The organism is Ectothiorhodospira mobilis (assembly GCF_016584115.1).
Taxonomy (GTDB): Bacteria; Pseudomonadota; Gammaproteobacteria; order Ectothiorhodospirales; family Ectothiorhodospiraceae; genus Ectothiorhodospira; species Ectothiorhodospira mobilis.
In genome coordinates this window covers 62,436-77,799 of the sequence record NZ_NRSK01000002.1, presented here as the reverse complement: position 1 = coordinate 77,799, position 15,364 = coordinate 62,436, and the positions used below count along the sequence as shown (strand labels likewise).

General features: G+C 67.6%; 12 protein-coding genes. 7 read left to right on the top strand and 5 right to left on the bottom strand.

The window, feature by feature from the left end:
• Nucleotides 1-49: 49 nt before the first annotated feature.
• From CKO33_RS01460 to thrC, 6 genes are all read left to right on the top strand, one after another.
• Entirely contained in the window at nt 50-355 is a 306-nt protein-coding gene (locus CKO33_RS01460; protein ID WP_200178538.1) for an STAS domain-containing protein, read from the top strand.
• Between the two features lie 10 nt (nt 356-365).
• A complete protein-coding gene (locus CKO33_RS01455) occupies nt 366-2,120 on the top strand; it encodes an ATP-binding SpoIIE family protein phosphatase (RefSeq protein WP_200178536.1) in 1,755 nt (584 codons plus the stop codon).
• Nucleotides 2,111-4,585 carry a response regulator gene (locus CKO33_RS13795; protein WP_200178535.1) on the top strand — a complete coding sequence of 825 codons (2,475 nt, stop codon included), beginning with the start codon at nt 2,111-2,113 and terminating at the stop codon, nt 4,583-4,585. The genes CKO33_RS01455 and CKO33_RS13795 overlap by 10 nt, the downstream gene beginning before the upstream one ends.
• 39 nt (nt 4,586-4,624) lie before the next feature.
• On the top strand, nt 4,625-5,761 hold the full coding sequence (locus tag CKO33_RS01445; RefSeq protein ID WP_242472410.1) for an HD domain-containing phosphohydrolase: 1,137 nt from the start codon (nt 4,625-4,627) through the stop codon (nt 5,759-5,761).
• A 78-nt stretch (nt 5,762-5,839) separates the two neighbouring features.
• Nucleotides 5,840-7,150: a homoserine dehydrogenase gene (locus CKO33_RS01440; RefSeq protein WP_200178531.1), complete on the top strand. Its 1,311-nt coding sequence runs from the start codon at nt 5,840-5,842 to the stop codon at nt 7,148-7,150.
• Nucleotides 7,151-7,193: 43 nt separating this feature from the next.
• Nucleotides 7,194-8,336, top strand: a complete 1,143-nt coding sequence (gene thrC / locus CKO33_RS01435; RefSeq protein ID WP_200178529.1) for a threonine synthase — start codon at nt 7,194-7,196, stop codon at nt 8,334-8,336.
• A gap of 108 nt (nt 8,337-8,444) precedes the next feature.
• On the opposite strand, the gene CKO33_RS01430 is transcribed toward thrC, so the two are convergent.
• From CKO33_RS01430 to ettA, 3 genes are read right to left on the bottom strand one after another with little or no spacing between them, the layout of a single operon-like run.
• On the bottom strand, nt 8,445-9,341 hold the full coding sequence (locus tag CKO33_RS01430; RefSeq protein ID WP_200178528.1) for an ATP-binding protein: 897 nt from the start codon (nt 9,339-9,341) through the stop codon (nt 8,445-8,447).
• A 31-nt stretch (nt 9,342-9,372) separates the two neighbouring features.
• Complete coding sequence (locus CKO33_RS01425; protein WP_200178527.1) at nt 9,373-9,861, bottom strand: DUF2721 domain-containing protein; 489 nt, start codon at nt 9,859-9,861, stop codon at nt 9,373-9,375.
• 11 nt (nt 9,862-9,872) lie between these two features.
• Nucleotides 9,873-11,540 carry an energy-dependent translational throttle protein EttA gene (ettA, locus tag CKO33_RS01420; RefSeq protein ID WP_200178526.1) on the bottom strand — a complete coding sequence of 556 codons (1,668 nt, stop codon included), beginning with the start codon at nt 11,538-11,540 and terminating at the stop codon, nt 9,873-9,875.
• 167 nt (nt 11,541-11,707) lie between these two features.
• On the opposite strand from ettA, the gene CKO33_RS01415 reads away from it, so the two are divergent.
• On the top strand, nt 11,708-13,555 hold the full coding sequence (locus CKO33_RS01415; RefSeq protein ID WP_242472409.1) for a sensor domain-containing diguanylate cyclase: 1,848 nt from the start codon (nt 11,708-11,710) through the stop codon (nt 13,553-13,555).
• A 6-nt stretch (nt 13,556-13,561) separates the two neighbouring features.
• Here the strand turns inward: CKO33_RS01415 and CKO33_RS01410 are convergent, their stop codons facing one another.
• Together CKO33_RS01410 and CKO33_RS01405 are read right to left on the bottom strand one after the other, a co-directional pair.
• The gene (locus tag CKO33_RS01410) at nt 13,562-14,335 is read right to left on the bottom strand and encodes an ABC transporter permease (protein ID WP_200178525.1); all 774 of its coding nucleotides are present in this window, start codon (nt 14,333-14,335) and stop codon (nt 13,562-13,564) included.
• Nucleotides 14,332-15,255 (bottom strand): ABC transporter ATP-binding protein, encoded by a 924-nt coding sequence (locus CKO33_RS01405; RefSeq protein WP_200178524.1) that lies wholly within the window; start codon nt 15,253-15,255, stop codon nt 14,332-14,334. Before CKO33_RS01405 ends, CKO33_RS01410 begins: the two co-directional genes overlap by 4 nt.
• Nucleotides 15,256-15,364 lie beyond the last annotated feature (109 nt).

Here is a 15,364-nt window from a genome sequence, read left to right as displayed (position 1 = left end):
GGCCCCGAAATCTGAGATGATCCCCCAAGAGTGAGCACGGAGTCACATCATGAGCATCCAGACCCAAGTGGACGAGCAATCCAACCTGGTCACCATTACCGTCGGCGGGCGCTTTGATTTCGCCCAGCACAAGCAGTTCCGGGACGCCTACCGGGACATCCCCGCCAACACCCGGCGCTATGTGGTGGACCTGAGCGAGGCCACCTATCTGGACAGCTCGGCCCTGGGGATGCTCCTTCTGCTGCGGGAACACGCCGGCGGGGACTCGGCGCGGGTGACCATCCGCGGCTGCAGCGCGGATGTGCAGCGGGTGCTCCAGATCGCCCATTTCGACCGCCTCTTCACCCTGGAGTGATGCCCCACGCATGACGCTCTCGCCCCCATCCCCCGAGATCCGGACCGAGGCGGCAGGGAGCGCCGTATCTTCCCCCCATACCTCCAGGGGGATTGCCCTGGTGGTGGACGACGAACCCACCAACCGGCGGCTGCTGGCCCGCATGCTGAAGAAGGAGGGCTTCGACGAGGTCATGGAGGCCTCGGGCGGGGAGCAGGCCATCGCGCAATTCCAGGCGCACCGGCCGGACATCGTCTTCATGGACATCATGATGCCGCAGATGGACGGCTTCGAGGCGACGCGCCGCATCAAGGCCCTGGCAGGCATGGACTTCGTGCCCGTGATCTTCCTCACGGCACTGCACGACGAGCAGTCCCTGGTGCGCTGCACCGAATCCGGGGGCGATGACTTCCTCACCAAACCCTTCAACTTCAGCATCCTCAAGGCCCGCATCGTGGCCATGGAACGGGTGCGGGACCTGCAGCGCACCATCGCCGCCAAGAACCGGGCCCTGGCCCAGCTCCTGGAGAAGGATCGCCAGGAGCAGACCCTGGCCGAGCGCATCTTCAGCCGCGCGGTGAACCAGCGCAACGTGGCCACGGAACGGCTGCAGATCGTGCAGCGCTCCGCCGCCACCTTCAACGGCGACCTGTTGCTGACCCAGCACCTGCCGGACGGCGGCCTGCGCATCCTCCTGGGGGACTTCACCGGCCACGGCCTCGCCGCGGCCATCGGCGCCCTGCCGGTCTCCGATGCCTTCCGCACCATGACCCGCAAGGGGCTGGATGACGAACAGGTGCTGGAGGAGCTCAACCGCAAGCTCCATGAGATGCTGCCGGCGGACCGTTTCATGGCCGCCTGCCTCATCACCCTGCCGGGCGGAGGCGGGGAACTGCGCTGGTGGAACGGCGGCATGCCCAGCGCCTGGCTGCGTACCCGGGAGGGGCTGCGGGAACTCTCCTCCCATGCCCTGCCGCTGGGGATCCTGCCGGCCCTGCCCGCGCGGGAATGCCCGCGGCGTATCCCCATCCACGAGGGGGATCACCTTCTGCTCATGAGCGACGGCCTGCTGGAGGCGCGCAATGACGAGGGGGTGCAGTTCCAGGACGCCGGCTTTAACGGGGTGCTTACGGGGTGGGACTGGAACCGGGCCGTGCTGCCCACCCTGTGCGAGGCCCTGGACCGGCACTGCGACGGGGCCGAACCGGAGGATGACGTGGCTGTGGTGGAGGTCCCCCTGGACGGGGCCCTGTTCCAGCCCCGTCCCACCGACCCGCAGGAGGGGACGCACACCCCCCGCGGGGGATGGACCTGGAGCCTGGTGCTGGAGGACGAACGCCTGGGGGATCTGCCCTCGGTGGGCTCCGTGCTGCGGGGGCTGGGCCTTCTGGAGGGGCTGGAGGATTGCGCCGGGGCCCTGGAGACCATCGTCAACGAGCTCTACTCCAATGCCCTGGAGCACGGTATCCTGAGGTTGCACTCCCCCATGAAGGCCCATCCGGAGGGGTTCGCCACCTACTACCAGCGCCGCGCGGAACGCCTGGAGGCGGGACCCCGGGGCCGGGTGGAGATCCGCATCGCGTACGAACCCGGGGACGGTGCCGGGGCGATCCGCATCCGCATCAGCGACACCGGGGACGGGTTCGATGCCGAAAACTGGCAGCCCGTGACCCAGGATCCTGCACGGCCCTGGGGACGGGGCATCGCCCTGGTGCGCAGCCTGTGTGAGTCGGTGGCGTTCGATGCCGGGGGTTCCCGGGTCGAGGTGGTCTATCGATGCACGTAGAAGACCCGAACAACTGGACGGGGAAAGTCCTCTCCGGCTATCGCGTGGGGTTCTGTGCGGCGGGCGCGGGGCAGACCCCGCCCTGCCCGGAGGATGGCGGACGCTCCCCGTCCCTCACCGAGCGCCTCCCGCCCGGGAATCCCGAAGCCGTGCAGCACCTGCTCGCGGCCGTGGGATGCCAGCTCCACTGCCTGAACGAAGGGGATCCCGGCCATTGGAATGCCTCGGACCTGGATCGCCTCCAGGCCCTGGTGGTGGACACCTCGGCCCTGCCGGATGCCCCGGCAGAGCGGACCTTCCTGGAGGCGGTGATGCAAAGCCGCCCCACCTCCCTGCCGCTGCTGGTGCTGTCGCGCCGCCGCGCCCTGGATCAGCGCCTGGAGCTCATGCAACTGGGGGTGAGCCGCTGTCTCGGTCTGCCGGTGCGCGCCGGCCATCTGCTGCGCAACCTGCGGGCTGTCCTCCACCAGGCCCTGCCGCGCACGGGGCATGTCCTCCTGCTGGGCCAGGATGCCGATGCCCTTGCCCCCTGGCGGAAGGCCCTGACCGGGACGGGGTTGGCGGTGCAGATGGCGGATACCCCGGGCAACGCCGCGGAACAGATGCAGAACTTCCCCGCCGAGGTGGTGGTACTGGACGGCACCCACCTGGATGTGGACCCGGTGGATCTGATCCGACTCTGGCAGTCGGATGAGCATCAGGCCCACCGCCAGTACCTGCTGGCCGGTGCCAATGCCGTGCAACTGGAGCGGGCCGCCGGGACCCTCGACGGGCCCGATGAGATGCTCCCGCCTCCGGTGACGCCGATGCAGCTGCTGCGACAGGTGCGCCTGGCCCTGCGCCGGGCCCGGCGCTGTGCCGAGGGCGGGCGGTCCCTGGGCGTGGCCCTGCGCCAGGGGCTGGAGGAGCGCCTGCGCTGGCAGACCCGGGCCATGGAGGCCATCGTCGACGGCATCTCCATCGCCGATGCCACCCGTCCCGACATGCCCCTGGTGTACGTCAATCCCGCCTTCTGCGAGATGACAGGCTATGCCCCCCAGGAGGTCCTCGGCCATAACTGCCGCTTCCTGCAGCGGGAGGACAACGACCAGGAGGGGGTGCACGCGATCCGTCGCGCCCTGGCCGAGGAACGGCCCACCCGGGTGCTGCTGCGCAACTACCGCAAGGACGGGGGTATGTTCTGGAACGAATTCAGCATCGCCCCGGTGCGCAACGATGCCGGCACCATCACCCACTATGTGGGCATCCAGCAGGACGTCACCGAGCATTTCGAGACCCAGCGGGCCCTGCGGGAGGCGAAACAGGAGGCGGAACGGGCCAATCAGGCCAAGTCCGAGTTCCTCTCCCGCATGAGCCATGAACTGCGCACCCCGATGAACGCGGTGCTGGGCTTTGCGCAACTGCTGGAGCTGGAATCGGACCTGAACGAGGCGCAACGGGAGAGCGTCCAGGAGATCCTGCGCGGCGGCAAGCACCTGCTGGATCTCATCAACGAGGTCCTGGACCTGGCCCGGGTGGAGTCGGGCCGCATGGAGCTCTCCCTGGCGCCGGTGGATCTGCGCGAGCTGGTGAGTGAATGCATCGCCATGGTGGAGCCCCTGGCCAGCCGCAAGGGCCTGGCACTGGAGACCGGCAGCCTGGGGGATGTGGCCGTCCAGGCGGACCGCATCCGCCTCAAGCAGATCCTCATCAACCTGCTCTCCAACGCCATCAAGTACAACCGCAGCGGGGGCCGGGTGTATCTGGACCTGGGGCTCTCCGACCGTCTCCCCGGCGGGGTGCGTATCGGTGTGGCCGATACCGGGCCGGGGATCCCGGAGGATCGTCTGGAGGAACTCTTCCAGCCCTTTACCCGCATCACCGCCGCCAGCGACGGGGAGGGGAAGGAAGAGGAGGGGACCGGCATCGGACTGGCCATCAGCCGGCGTCTGGCGGAGGCCATGGGCGGGCGCATGGGGGTCTCCAGCCGCGTGGGCGAGGGCAGCCTGTTCTGGGTGGAGATCCCCATGGCGGATCCCGGTCATTCCCCTCCGGAAGAGGACTCGGCCCATGAGTCCTCCTCCGCCCCCGGGGGGGGCGCGAAGGTCTCCCGCGTCCTTCAGATCGAGGACAACCCCTCCAATCTCAGGCTCCTGGAACGCCTGCTTTCGGGCCAGTCCATGCAGGTGTTCAGCGCCCGGGAGGCCAGGGCAGGACTGGAACTGGCACGGCAGCATCGTCCCCAGGTCATCCTCCTGGATATCCGCCTGCCGGGCATGGACGGCTATCAGGTGCTGTCTGAACTGCGGCGCGACCCCCGTACCGGGGACATCCCCGTGGTGGCCCTCACGGCCCATGCCGGGGAGGAGGACCGGGACCGCGGGATGCGTGCCGGGTTCGATGCCTACCTGACCAAGCCGCTGCATCTGACCACCCTGCTGGAGACCCTGGAGGATCTCTTGCAGCGCACCCCAAGACCGGCGTGAGGCGGCGAAACGGAGCCATCCGAGATGCAAGAAGACGCATTGAAACCACGCGACGACACCCCCGCCCCCCCCTATGACCCCGAGGGCAAGTCCGCCCGCATCCTGGTGGTGGACGACGAACGCGCCAACCTGATCCTCATGGATCGCCTGCTGCGCACCGAGGGGTATCACAACCTGGTCCTGATCCAGGATCCGCGGGAGGTGATGGCCGCCTACCGCAAGGCCCCCACGGACCTGATCCTGCTGGACATCAAGATGCCCCACATGAGCGGCTTCGAGGTGATGGAGCAGTTCGCGGCCCTGGACGATCCCCTGGTACCCCCCATCCTGGTGCTCACCGCCCAGCACAGCCGGGACTACATGCTGCGGGCCCTCAACGGCGGCGCCCGGGACTTCATCGGCAAGCCCTTCGACCGGGCCGAGGTGCTGGCCCGGGTGCGCAATATGCTGGATGTGCAACTGGCCCACCGCATGACCCACGGACAAAAGGACATGCTGGAGCAGCTGGTGCACGAGCGCACCGAGGAGATCCGCCGCACCCGTCTGCAGGTGGTGCAGCGTCTGGGCCGGGCGGCGGAATACCGGGACAACGAGACCGGTTGTCATATCCTGCGCATGAGCCACATCGCCGTGCTGCTGGCCCGCCACCTGGGCTGGAGCCGGGGCACCTGCGAGCGCCTGCTGCACGCCAGCCCCATGCACGATGTGGGCAAGATCGGCATCCCCGACTGCATCCTGCTCAAGCCGGGCCGGCTCACCGCCGAGGAGTGGGAGACCATGAAGACCCACACCACCATCGGCGTGGATATCCTCAGCGGCGACGATTCCGACCTTTTGCACATGGCCCGGGAGATCGCCCTGACCCATCACGAGCGCTGGGACGGCAGCGGCTATCCCAACGGCCTGGCCGGGGAGGACATCCCCATGGTGGGGCGCATCTGCGCCCTGGCCGATGTCTTCGACGCCCTGACTTCCCAACGGCCCTACAAACCCGCCTGGCCGGTGGAGGACGCCCTGGATCTGATCCGGGACGGGGCCGGAAGCCACTTCGATCCGCGGCTGACGGAACTGTTTTTCAGCCTGGTACCGGAGATCCTGGCCATCCGGGACCGTTTTCCGGAGGAATGCAGCAAGAACGGGGATTGCCCCGGTAGACCGGATGCGCAGGACGATTGACGGCGCTCCTGATGGGCGCCGGCGGATTCCGTTATAATCCCGGCCTTTCTGCGTTTCCAATCCACAAGGAGTTCGCTGTTGAAACCCGTCAAGATTGGCCTCCTGGGTCTGGGCACCGTGGGTGGCGGCACGGTGCGTGTACTCACGCGCAACCGGGACGAGATCACCCGCCGCGCCGGCAGGGGCATCGAGATCATCGCCGCCGCGGCGCGCAATCTGGACAGCCTGGGGGATCTGGACACCACCGGGATGCGCCTCACCGAAGATGCCTTTCAGGTGGTGGACGATCCCGAGGTGGAGGTGATCGTCGAACTCATCGGCGGTCTCTCCCCGGCCCGGGAACTGGTGCTGCGGGCCATCGACCAGGGCAAGCACGTGGTCACCGCCAACAAGGCCCTGATCGCCCACCACGGCAACGAGATCTTCCAGCGGGCCCAGGAAAAGGGCGTGATGGTGGCCTTCGAGGCCGCCGTGGCCGGGGGGATCCCCATCATCAAGGCCATCCGCGAGGGGCTGGCGGGCAACCGCATCGAATGGCTGGCGGGGATCATCAACGGCACCGCCAACTTTATCCTCACGGAGATGCGGGACAAGGGCCGCGACTTCGATGATGTCCTGGCCGAGGCGCAGCATCTGGGCTATGCCGAGGCCGATCCCACCTTCGACGTGGAGGGGGTGGACGCCGCCCACAAGCTCACCATCCTCGCCTCCATCGCCTTCGGCGTACCCCTGCAGTTCGACCGGGTGTACATGGAAGGCATCACCGGCGTTTCCCGGGAGGACGTGGCCTACGCCAGTGAACTGGGCTACCGTATCAAGCACCTGGGCATCGCCCGGCGCACCCCGCGGGGGATCGAGTTGCGGGTGCATCCCACCCTCATCCCCGAGCGGCGCCTCATCGCCAATGTGGACGGGGTGCTCAATGCCGTGCTGGTCTGGGGTGACGCCGTGGGGCCGACCCTCTACTACGGCGCCGGCGCCGGTGCCGAGCCCACCGCCTCGGCGGTGGTGGCGGACCTGGTGGACGTGGTGCGGGCCCTGACCATCGACCCGGAGAACCGGGTGCCCCACCTGGCCTTCCAGCCGGATGCCCTGGCCGACACCCGCATCCTGGCCATGGACGAGGTGGAGACGGCCTTCTATCTTCGCCTGCGGGTGGTGGACCAGCCCGGGGTGATGGCCGACGTGACCCGCATCCTGGCGGAGCTGGACATCAGCATCGAGGCCATCCTGCAAAAAGAGCCCGACGAGGACACCCACGAGGCCGATGTGATCCTGCTCACCCACCGCGTGCGCGAGGGCAATCTGGATCAGGCCATCGGCCGCATCGAGGCCCTGTCCAGCGTCATCGCCCCGGTGCAGCGCATCCGCATGGAAGCCCTGCGCTGATTCCGCCGCAACGTCCCAACGCAGCCTGACCGAGATCCGAACCATGCCATTCCGTTCCCGCTACACCGGCATCATCGAACGCTACCGCGACCGCCTGCCGGTGCACGACGACGCCCGCGTCATCGCCCTGGGGGAGGGCAACACCCCCCTGATCCGCCTCAACAACATCCCCCGCACCCTGGGCCGGGACGTGGACATCTACGTCAAGTTCGAGGGCCTGAACCCCACCGGCTCCTTTAAGGACCGGGGCATGACCATGGCCGTCACCCGGGCGGTGGAGGAGGGGGCGCGGGCCATCATCTGCGCCTCCACCGGCAACACCTCCGCCTCCGCCGCGGCCTATGCCGCCCGCGCCGGCATCCGCGCCTTCGTGCTCATCCCCGATGGCAAGATCGCCCAGGGCAAGCTGGCCCAGGCCATGATGCACGGGGCCACGGTGCTGCAGATCAAGGGCAACTTCGACGACGGCATGCGCCTGGTGAAGGAGATGGCCCAGGCGGCGCCGGTGACCATCGTCAACTCCGTGAACCCCTACCGCCTGCAGGGCCAGAAGACGGCGGCCTTCGAGATCGTGGAGGAGCTGGGGCGGGCCCCCGACTACCACTGCCTGCCCGTGGGCAATGCCGGCAACATCACCGCCCACTGGATCGGCTACTGCGAGTACTCCTCCGCCTCCGGGGACCATGTCACCGAGGCCTGCAGCTTCTGTAAGGGCCATTGCATGTACGCCGGCGGCGCGGTGGTGGGCAACCGCCCGAAGATGCTGGGTTACCAGGCCAGCGGCAGTGCCCCCTTCATGCGCGGTCATATGGTGGACCATCCGGAAACGGTGGCCACGGCCATCCGCATCGGCCATCCCCAGTCCTGGGACTATGCCTGGAAGGTGAAGGAGGAGTCGGGGGGCTGGTTCGACGAATGCAGCGATGAGGAGATCCTGGCGGCGCAGAAGCTCCTGGCCGAGCGCGAGGGGGTCTTCTGCGAGCCCGCCTCCGCCGCCTCCCTGGCCGGCGCCCTGCGGGATGTGAAAAACGGCCGTATCCCCGAGGGATCCAGTATCGTCTGCACCCTCACGGGCCAGGGCCTGAAGGACCCGGAAACGGCCATCCGTCAGGGCAGCCGGCCGCCGCTCACCGTGGAGGCCGATCTGGATGCGGTGAAGCGGGCCATCCTGGATCAGCTGGACTGAAAAAAGCCCCCCGGTCTGCACGCGCAGGGTCATCCGTGCTCGATGCAGGCCGGGGCAGATCCATTTCCATGCCCCCTGTGGATAACAGGGTGCAGGATCAGCGGGGCGTTAATCCCGGGGCGGCGCTTCCGCGGTCTTTTGCCGCCCGGTCCAGTCCCGGGCGAACTGCCAGGCCACGCGGCCGCTGCGTGATCCCCGCAGCAGGGCATACTGCAGGGCCTCCCGGCGACAGGCCTCGTCCAGGGGGCCGCCCCCCAGACGCTCCAGCCAGTGGGCCACCACCTCCAGGTACTGGGCCTGGGAGAAGGGGTGGAAGGAGAGCCAGAGCCCGAAGCGTTCCGACAGGGAGACCTTCTCTTCTACCGCCTCCCCGGGATGGATCTCGTCCTCCACCCGGCGCGCCTCCAGGTTGTCCGCCATGCGCTCGGGCATGAGATGGCGCCGGTTGGAGGTGGCATAGATGAGCACGTTCTCCGGTGGGGTCTCCAGGGAACCGTCCAGGGTGGCCTTGAGGGCCTTGTAGGCGGGCTCGTCCGCCTCGAAGGAGAGATCGTCTGCAAACACGATGAACCGCTCCGGACGCCCCCGCAGCGGCGCGACGATGCGGGGCAGGTCCACCAGGGCCTGGGCGTCCGTCTGTACCAGACGCAGCCCCTGTTCCCGGTAGCGGGTGAGCAGGGCCCGCATGAGGGAGGACTTGCCCGTGCCCCGGGCCCCCCAGAGCAGGGCGTTGTTGGCCGGAAACCCCTGGAGGAACTGGCGGGTGTTGCGCTCCAGCAGGGCCTTGGGCCGGTCCTGGTGCAGCAGATCCTCCAGTTCCAGGGGGGCGACGTGGTGGATGGGCCGCAGGCTTCCCTCCCGCCAGCAGAAGGCGGGGGCGTTCCAGTCCGGCGCCGGCGCGGGCTCAGGCAGCAGGGTCTCCACCCGTGCCAGCAGGGATTCCGCCCGTTCCAGCAGGGCCGTGAAACGCTGCCTCTCGTCCTTCGGATCTTGGGGCGCTGTCATGTCCTGTGCGGATCCTGGGTCGCGGCGGGGGTTACGGGGTCTCGCCGTCGTCCGTAAGGGGACGGCGGGGACCGGTGGTGTCCCGATGGCTCAGCTTGAGGCTGCGGATGGCCAGGAAGACCTCCCGCAGGAAGGCCAGCAGGGATCCCACCAGGCAGAGCATGGCCAGCACGAAGAATCCCCCCACCAGTTGGGGCTGGGCCACCTCCAGGAAGAACTCCAAAAACACGGTGATGATGGTCAGGCACACCAGCAGGGCGGTGGTGATGCTCAGGGTGATGCCGATGTGCACCAGCCGGGCGCGCCGGTCCAGGATGCCCACCTCCTCCAGCATGAGGGCCTCACGCTCCGGATCCGGGGCCCGCAGCAGCCCCGCCAGGTGACGCCTCCGGTCCACCACCCGGGAGAGGCGGGCGACGAAGGCGTTGACGAACCCGGCCACCCCCACCAGCAGGAAGACCGGGGCGACGGACATCTGGATGACCTGGGAGATCTCCGCCGGAGAGGGCTGCGGGGCCATGGGATGCTCCTTCAGGTCTCCAGGCGACGGTATTTCACCCGGTGGGGCTGGTCGGCGTCGGTGCCCAGGCGCTTGCGCCGGTCCTCTTCGTAGTCCTGGTAATTGCCCTCGAAGAACACCACGTTGCCGTCCTCCTCGAAGGCCAGGATATGGGTGGCGATGCGGTCCAGGAACCAGCGGTCGTGGGAGATGACCACAGCGCTGCCGGGGAAGTCCAGCAGGGCCTCCTCCAGGGCCCGGAGGGTCTCCACGTCCAGGTCGTTGGTGGGTTCGTCCAGCAGCAGCAGGTTGCCGCCGCTGCGCAGCAGCTTGGCCAGGTGCACGCGGTTGCGTTCCCCGCCGGAGAGCTCCTTCATGAGCTTTTGCTGGTCACCGCCCTTGAAGTTGAAGCGGCCCACATAGGCCCGGGAGGGCATCTGGTAGTTGCCCACGTGGATGATGTCCTGGCCGTCGGCGATCTCCTCCCAGACGCTGCGTTCGTCCTGCAGTGCGTCGCGGCTCTGGTCCACGTAGGCCACATCCACCGTGTCCCCCACGCGGATGCTGCCGGCATCCGGGGTCTCCTGGCCGACGATCATGCGAAAGAGGGTAGACTTGCCCACGCCGTTGGGGCCGATGACCCCCACGATGCCGCCCCGGGGGATGCTGAAGGACAGGTCCTGGTAGAGCACCCGGTCGCCGTAGGCCTTGGTCACCCCGTCCAGTTCCACCACCACATCCCCCAGGCGCGGGCCCGGCGGGATGTAGATCTCCTTGGTTTCGCTGCGCTTCTGGTATTCCTGGGAGGAGATCTCCTCGAAGCGCTTGAGCCGGGCCTTGCTCTTGGCGGAGCGCCCCTTGGGGTTGCTGCGCACCCATTCCAGCTCCGCCTCCATGTTCTTGCGGCGGGCGTTCTCCTGTTTCTCCTCGATCTCCAGGCGCTTCTCCTTCTGTTCCAGCCAGGAGGAGTAGTTGCCCTGCCAGGGGATGCCGTGCCCCCGGTCCAGTTCCAGGATCCAGCCGGCCACGTTGTCCAGGAAGTAGCGGTCGTGGGTCACGGCCACCACGGTGCCGGGGAACTCCTGCAGGAAGCGCTCCAGCCAGGCCACCGATTCCGCGTCCAGGTGGTTGGTGGGCTCGTCCAGGATCAGCATGTCCGGTGCCGAGAGCAGCAGGCGGCAGAGGGCCACGCGGCGGCGCTCGCCGCCGGAGAGGCGGTTGACGTCCGCATCCCAGGGGGGCAGGCGCAGGGCGTCGGCGGCCACCTCCAGCTTGCGCTCCAGGTCCCAGGCGCCGGCGGCGTCGATGCGGTCCTGGAGCTTTGCCTGTTCCGCCAGCAGGGTCTCGAAGTCGGCGTCGGGATCGGCGAACTCCTCGGCGATGGCGTTGAACCGGTCCACCAGGGCCTTGATCTCGGCCACACCGTCCTCCACGTTGCCGCGTACGTCCTTGTCCGGGTCCAGCTGCGGTTCCTGGGGCAGATAGCCGATCTTGATGCCGGGCTGGGCCCGGGCCTCGCCCACGTATTCCTGATCCACGCCCGCCATGATGCGCAGCAGGGTGGACTTGCCCGCGCCGTTATAACCCAGCACCCCGATCTTGGCGCCGGGGAAGAAGTTCAGGGAGATGTCCTTGAGGATTTCCTTCTTGGGCGGGACGACCTTGCCCACACCGTTCATGGTGTAGATGTACTGGGCCATAAGAAACCTGTCTGGGGAATGGATCGTGACTGCGCGTGGCCGTGCATTATCCCGGACTCGCGCCGTTCTTTCCAGACGGTCCCTTGGGGCGACGGCCGTCCTGGTGAACATCGCCATGATGCAGTGCACCGCGGTACACTGGATCAAGTCCACGCTTTGCGCCTGCCATGCCCCCCAACCCCTTCTCCCATCCCTGTGCCTTCAAGGCCCTCGCCGCGGGCCTGCTGGGGGCGGCCCTCACCGCCGGGGCCTGCTGGATGGTGGATCATGCCTGGGCCCACCGTCTGGAGGACCGGGCGCGGGCCCGGGTGCTCCAGGAACTGACCACCTACCGTGCGCGCCTGGAGGGGGAGCTCAGCGCCACTGTGCATCTGACCCTGGTGTTGTCCACCTATACCGGCATCCACCCCGATCTGGACCGGAAGGAATTCGAGCAGATCGCCGCCGCGCTCTATGCCCGCCGCCCGGATGTCATGCGCAACCTCACCCTGGCCCCGGACAATGTCATCCGCTACGTCTACCCCCGGGAGGGCAACGAGGCGGTCCTGGGAATGGATCTCTACCACCATCCGGAGCAGGGGGCCTCGGTGCGGCGGATGATGGACGAGGGCCGCACCGTACTGGCCGGTCCCTGGCCGTTGCGGGAGGGGGGGGAGGGGTTGCTCATCCGCACCCCCGTCTACCGGGCGGGACCGGAGGGGCGGCGTTACTGGGGACTGAGCAGCATCCCGGTGAACCTGGGGGCCATCCAGCAACGGGCGCGGTTGGGGGAGGTGGAACGGCATCTGGAAATCGCCCTGCGCGGACGCGACGGCCTGGGTGCCCAAGGGGCGGTCTTTTACGGCGATCCGGCCCTTTTCCGGGAGAATACGGTGCGTCAGGCCGTGACGGTGACCGGGGGGCGCTGGGAGATGGCCGCGCGGCCGCGCCAGGGCTGGGCGGCCTGGACCGGGCGTCCCGGGGCCTGGTACCTGGGGGGCGGGGTGCTGGTATTCATGGCGGGGCTGCTCAGCTGGAATCTCACCTATCAGGCCCTGCGCCTGCGGGAATCCGAGCGTCTGTACCGCGCCCAGGGGGAGCGCCTGCGGGCCATCATCCGGGCCATGCCCGATATCTTCTTCATCCTGGATGCACAGGGCCGCTACCTGGAGATCTTCGGCGGCACGGACGAGGCGGGTTACCATCAGGACTATGACGGTCTGGTGGGGCTTTCGGTGGAGGACGTTCTCCCGGCGGATAAGGCCCGGCTGTTCCTGGAGCACATCCGCCGGGTACTGGCCTCGGGTCAGCTCCAGACCCTGGAATACACCCTGTCGGCAAAAGACGTGGGCATGGACGAATCCAACGGCCCCGTGGGGCCGCAGTGGTTCGAGGGCCGGGTCACCCCCCTGGATGCCGATGTCATGGGGTGCCCGGCGGTGCTCTGGCTGGCGGTGAACATCACCCAGCGCAGGAAGGCCCAGGAAGACATACGCCATATGGCCCTGCACGACCCCCTCACCGGGCTGGCCAATCGCAGCCTGCTGCGGGATCGGGTGGAGCATGCCCTGGCCCAGGCCCGGCGCAGCGGCCAGGGGGTGGCCCTGATGTTCATCGACCTGGATGACTTCAAGCCAGTGAACGATCGCCTGGGCCATGATGCCGGCGACCGGATGCTGTGCGAGGTGGCCCATCGTCTCATGGGCGCCGTGCGCGCCTCGGATACCGTGGCCCGGGTGGGTGGGGACGAGTTCGTGGTGCTGCTGGAGGACCTGGAGTACAGGGCACAGGCCCGGGAGGTGGCCGCCAAGATCCTGGAGATCCTGGGGCGGCCCGTGGAGATCAAGGGCCGGGTCCTGCGCATCGGCTGCAGCATCGGCATCGGCTTCCATCCGGAAGATGGCGACGGCTACGAGGCCCTTATGGGTAGTGCGGACCAGGCCCTGTACTGCGCCAAGCACCGGGGCAAGGCCCGTTTCTGGCCGGCGGATCCGCCGGAGGAAGATAAGCGGGCCCCGGACCCCACCGGGGCCTGAGGGCCGTCAATTACGGATGCCCACGCCGCGATCCAGCAGGTACAGGGCCGTGAGAAAGAGCGCGGCGACAAAGCCCAGGATGATGCCGTAGGACAGGGCAAGCCCCATATCCGAAAGGCCGATGAAGCCGTAACGGAAGGCATTGATCATGTACAGGATGGGGTTGAGCAGGGAGACATCCTGCCAAAACCCGGGCAGCAGGCTGATGGAATAGAACACCCCCCCCAGATAGGTGAGGGGGGTGAGGACGAAGGTGGGGACGATGGAGATGTCGTCGAAGCTGCGGGCGAAGACCCCGTTGATCAGCCCCGCCAGGGAGAAGAGCACGGCGGTGAGCAGCACCACCGTCACCGCCACCAGCGGGTCGTGGATCGTGAGCGGGCTGAAGAACATGGACACCAGGGTCACCCCTGCCCCCACGGCCAGACCCCGGGCCACGCCGCCGCCCACAAAGCCCAGGATGATCAGGTAATTGGGTACGGGGGAGACCAGCATCTCCTCCAGATGGCGCTGAAACTTGGAGCTGTAGAAGGAGGACACCACGTTGGAGTATGCGTTGGTGATCACCGCCATCATGATCAGGCCGGGGACGATGAAGTCCATGTAGCGGATGCCCTCCATCTCGCCGATGCGCCCGCCGATCAGCCCCCCGAAGATGATGAAGTAGAGGCTGGTGGTGATCATGGGCGGCAGGATGGTCTGGATCCAGATGCGGGAGAACCGCAGGATCTCCTTGAGGACGATGGTCTTGAAGGCGATCCACTGGGCATGGGCGTTCATGGATTGCGGCTCCCGTTCACCATGTGCATGAACAGCTCCTCCAGGCGGTTGGACTTGTTGCGCATGCTGCGCACCTGGATCCCCTTACTTTGCAGGTCCAGGAACAACTGATTGAGGCTCGTGTCCCGATCCACGTCCGCCTCCAGGGTCAGTTCGTCCACCCAGCGCAGCCGGTGATGGGGCAGATCCGGCAGGTGCATCAGGGGCTCGCTCAGATCCAGGATGAAGGTCTCGCTGGTGAGCTTGGACAGCAGCCCCTTCATGGTGGTGTTCTCGATGATCCGCCCCTGGTCGATGATGCCGATGTGACGGCACAGGCTCTCCGCCTCCTCGAGATAGTGGGTGGTGAGGATGATGGTGCACCCCTCGCGGTTCAGTTCCCGCAGGAAGGACCACATGGAGCGGCGGATCTCGATGTCCACCCCGGCGGTGGGTTCGTCCAGGATCAGCAGCCGGGGTTCGTGCACCAGGGCCCGGGCGATCATCAGGCGGCGCTTCATGCCCCCGGAGAGCATGCGGGCCATGCCTTTGCGCTTGTCCCATAGCCCCAGCTCCACCAGGTACTTCTCCGCCCGCTTCCAGGCCTCCCGGCGGGGGATGCCGTAATACCCCGCCTGGTTCACCAGGATCTCCTCCACCGGCTCGAAGACGTTGAAGTTGAACTCCTGGGGCACCAGCCCGAGGCAGCGTTTGGCGGCGTGGATGTCCCGGTCCAGGTCGTGGCCGAAGATGGAGACGCTGCCGCCGGTCTTGTTCACCAGGGAGGCCACGATGCTGATGGTGGTGGACTTGCCGGCCCCGTTGGGTCCGAGCAGGGCGAAGAAGTCACCGGGCTCCACATCGAGATCGATGCCCTTGAGGGCCTCGAAGCCGTTGCGGTAGGTCTTGGTGAGCTGCCGGATGGAAAGTGCGCTGGGCATGGTAAGGGGGAAGATCGGGTCCCGGGCCTGTGTAAACCCATTATTCTACCCGCCCGGGTGGATTCGGGGCCAATGCATTGCGTCCGGACCCGTTGGCGATGGCCGGCGG

Coding starts and splice junctions, on each gene's coding strand:
- CKO33_RS01460 (WP_200178538.1), top strand. CDS start 50: ATGAGCATCCAGACCCAAGTGGACGAGCAATCCAACCTGGTCACCATT.
- CKO33_RS01455 (WP_200178536.1), top strand. CDS start 366: ATGACGCTCTCGCCCCCATCCCCCGAGATCCGGACCGAGGCGGCAGGG.
- CKO33_RS13795 (WP_200178535.1), top strand. CDS start 2,111: ATGCACGTAGAAGACCCGAACAACTGGACGGGGAAAGTCCTCTCCGGC.
- thrC (WP_200178529.1), top strand. CDS start 7,194: ATGCCATTCCGTTCCCGCTACACCGGCATCATCGAACGCTACCGCGAC.
- CKO33_RS01430 (WP_200178528.1), bottom strand. CDS start 9,341: ATGACAGCGCCCCAAGATCCGAAGGACGAGAGGCAGCGTTTCACGGCC.
- CKO33_RS01425 (WP_200178527.1), bottom strand. CDS start 9,861: ATGGCCCCGCAGCCCTCTCCGGCGGAGATCTCCCAGGTCATCCAGATG.
- ettA (WP_200178526.1), bottom strand. CDS start 11,540: ATGGCCCAGTACATCTACACCATGAACGGTGTGGGCAAGGTCGTCCCG.
- CKO33_RS01415 (WP_242472409.1), top strand. CDS start 11,708: ATGCCCCCCAACCCCTTCTCCCATCCCTGTGCCTTCAAGGCCCTCGCC.
- CKO33_RS01410 (WP_200178525.1), bottom strand. CDS start 14,335: ATGAACGCCCATGCCCAGTGGATCGCCTTCAAGACCATCGTCCTCAAG.
- CKO33_RS01405 (WP_200178524.1), bottom strand. CDS start 15,255: ATGCCCAGCGCACTTTCCATCCGGCAGCTCACCAAGACCTACCGCAAC.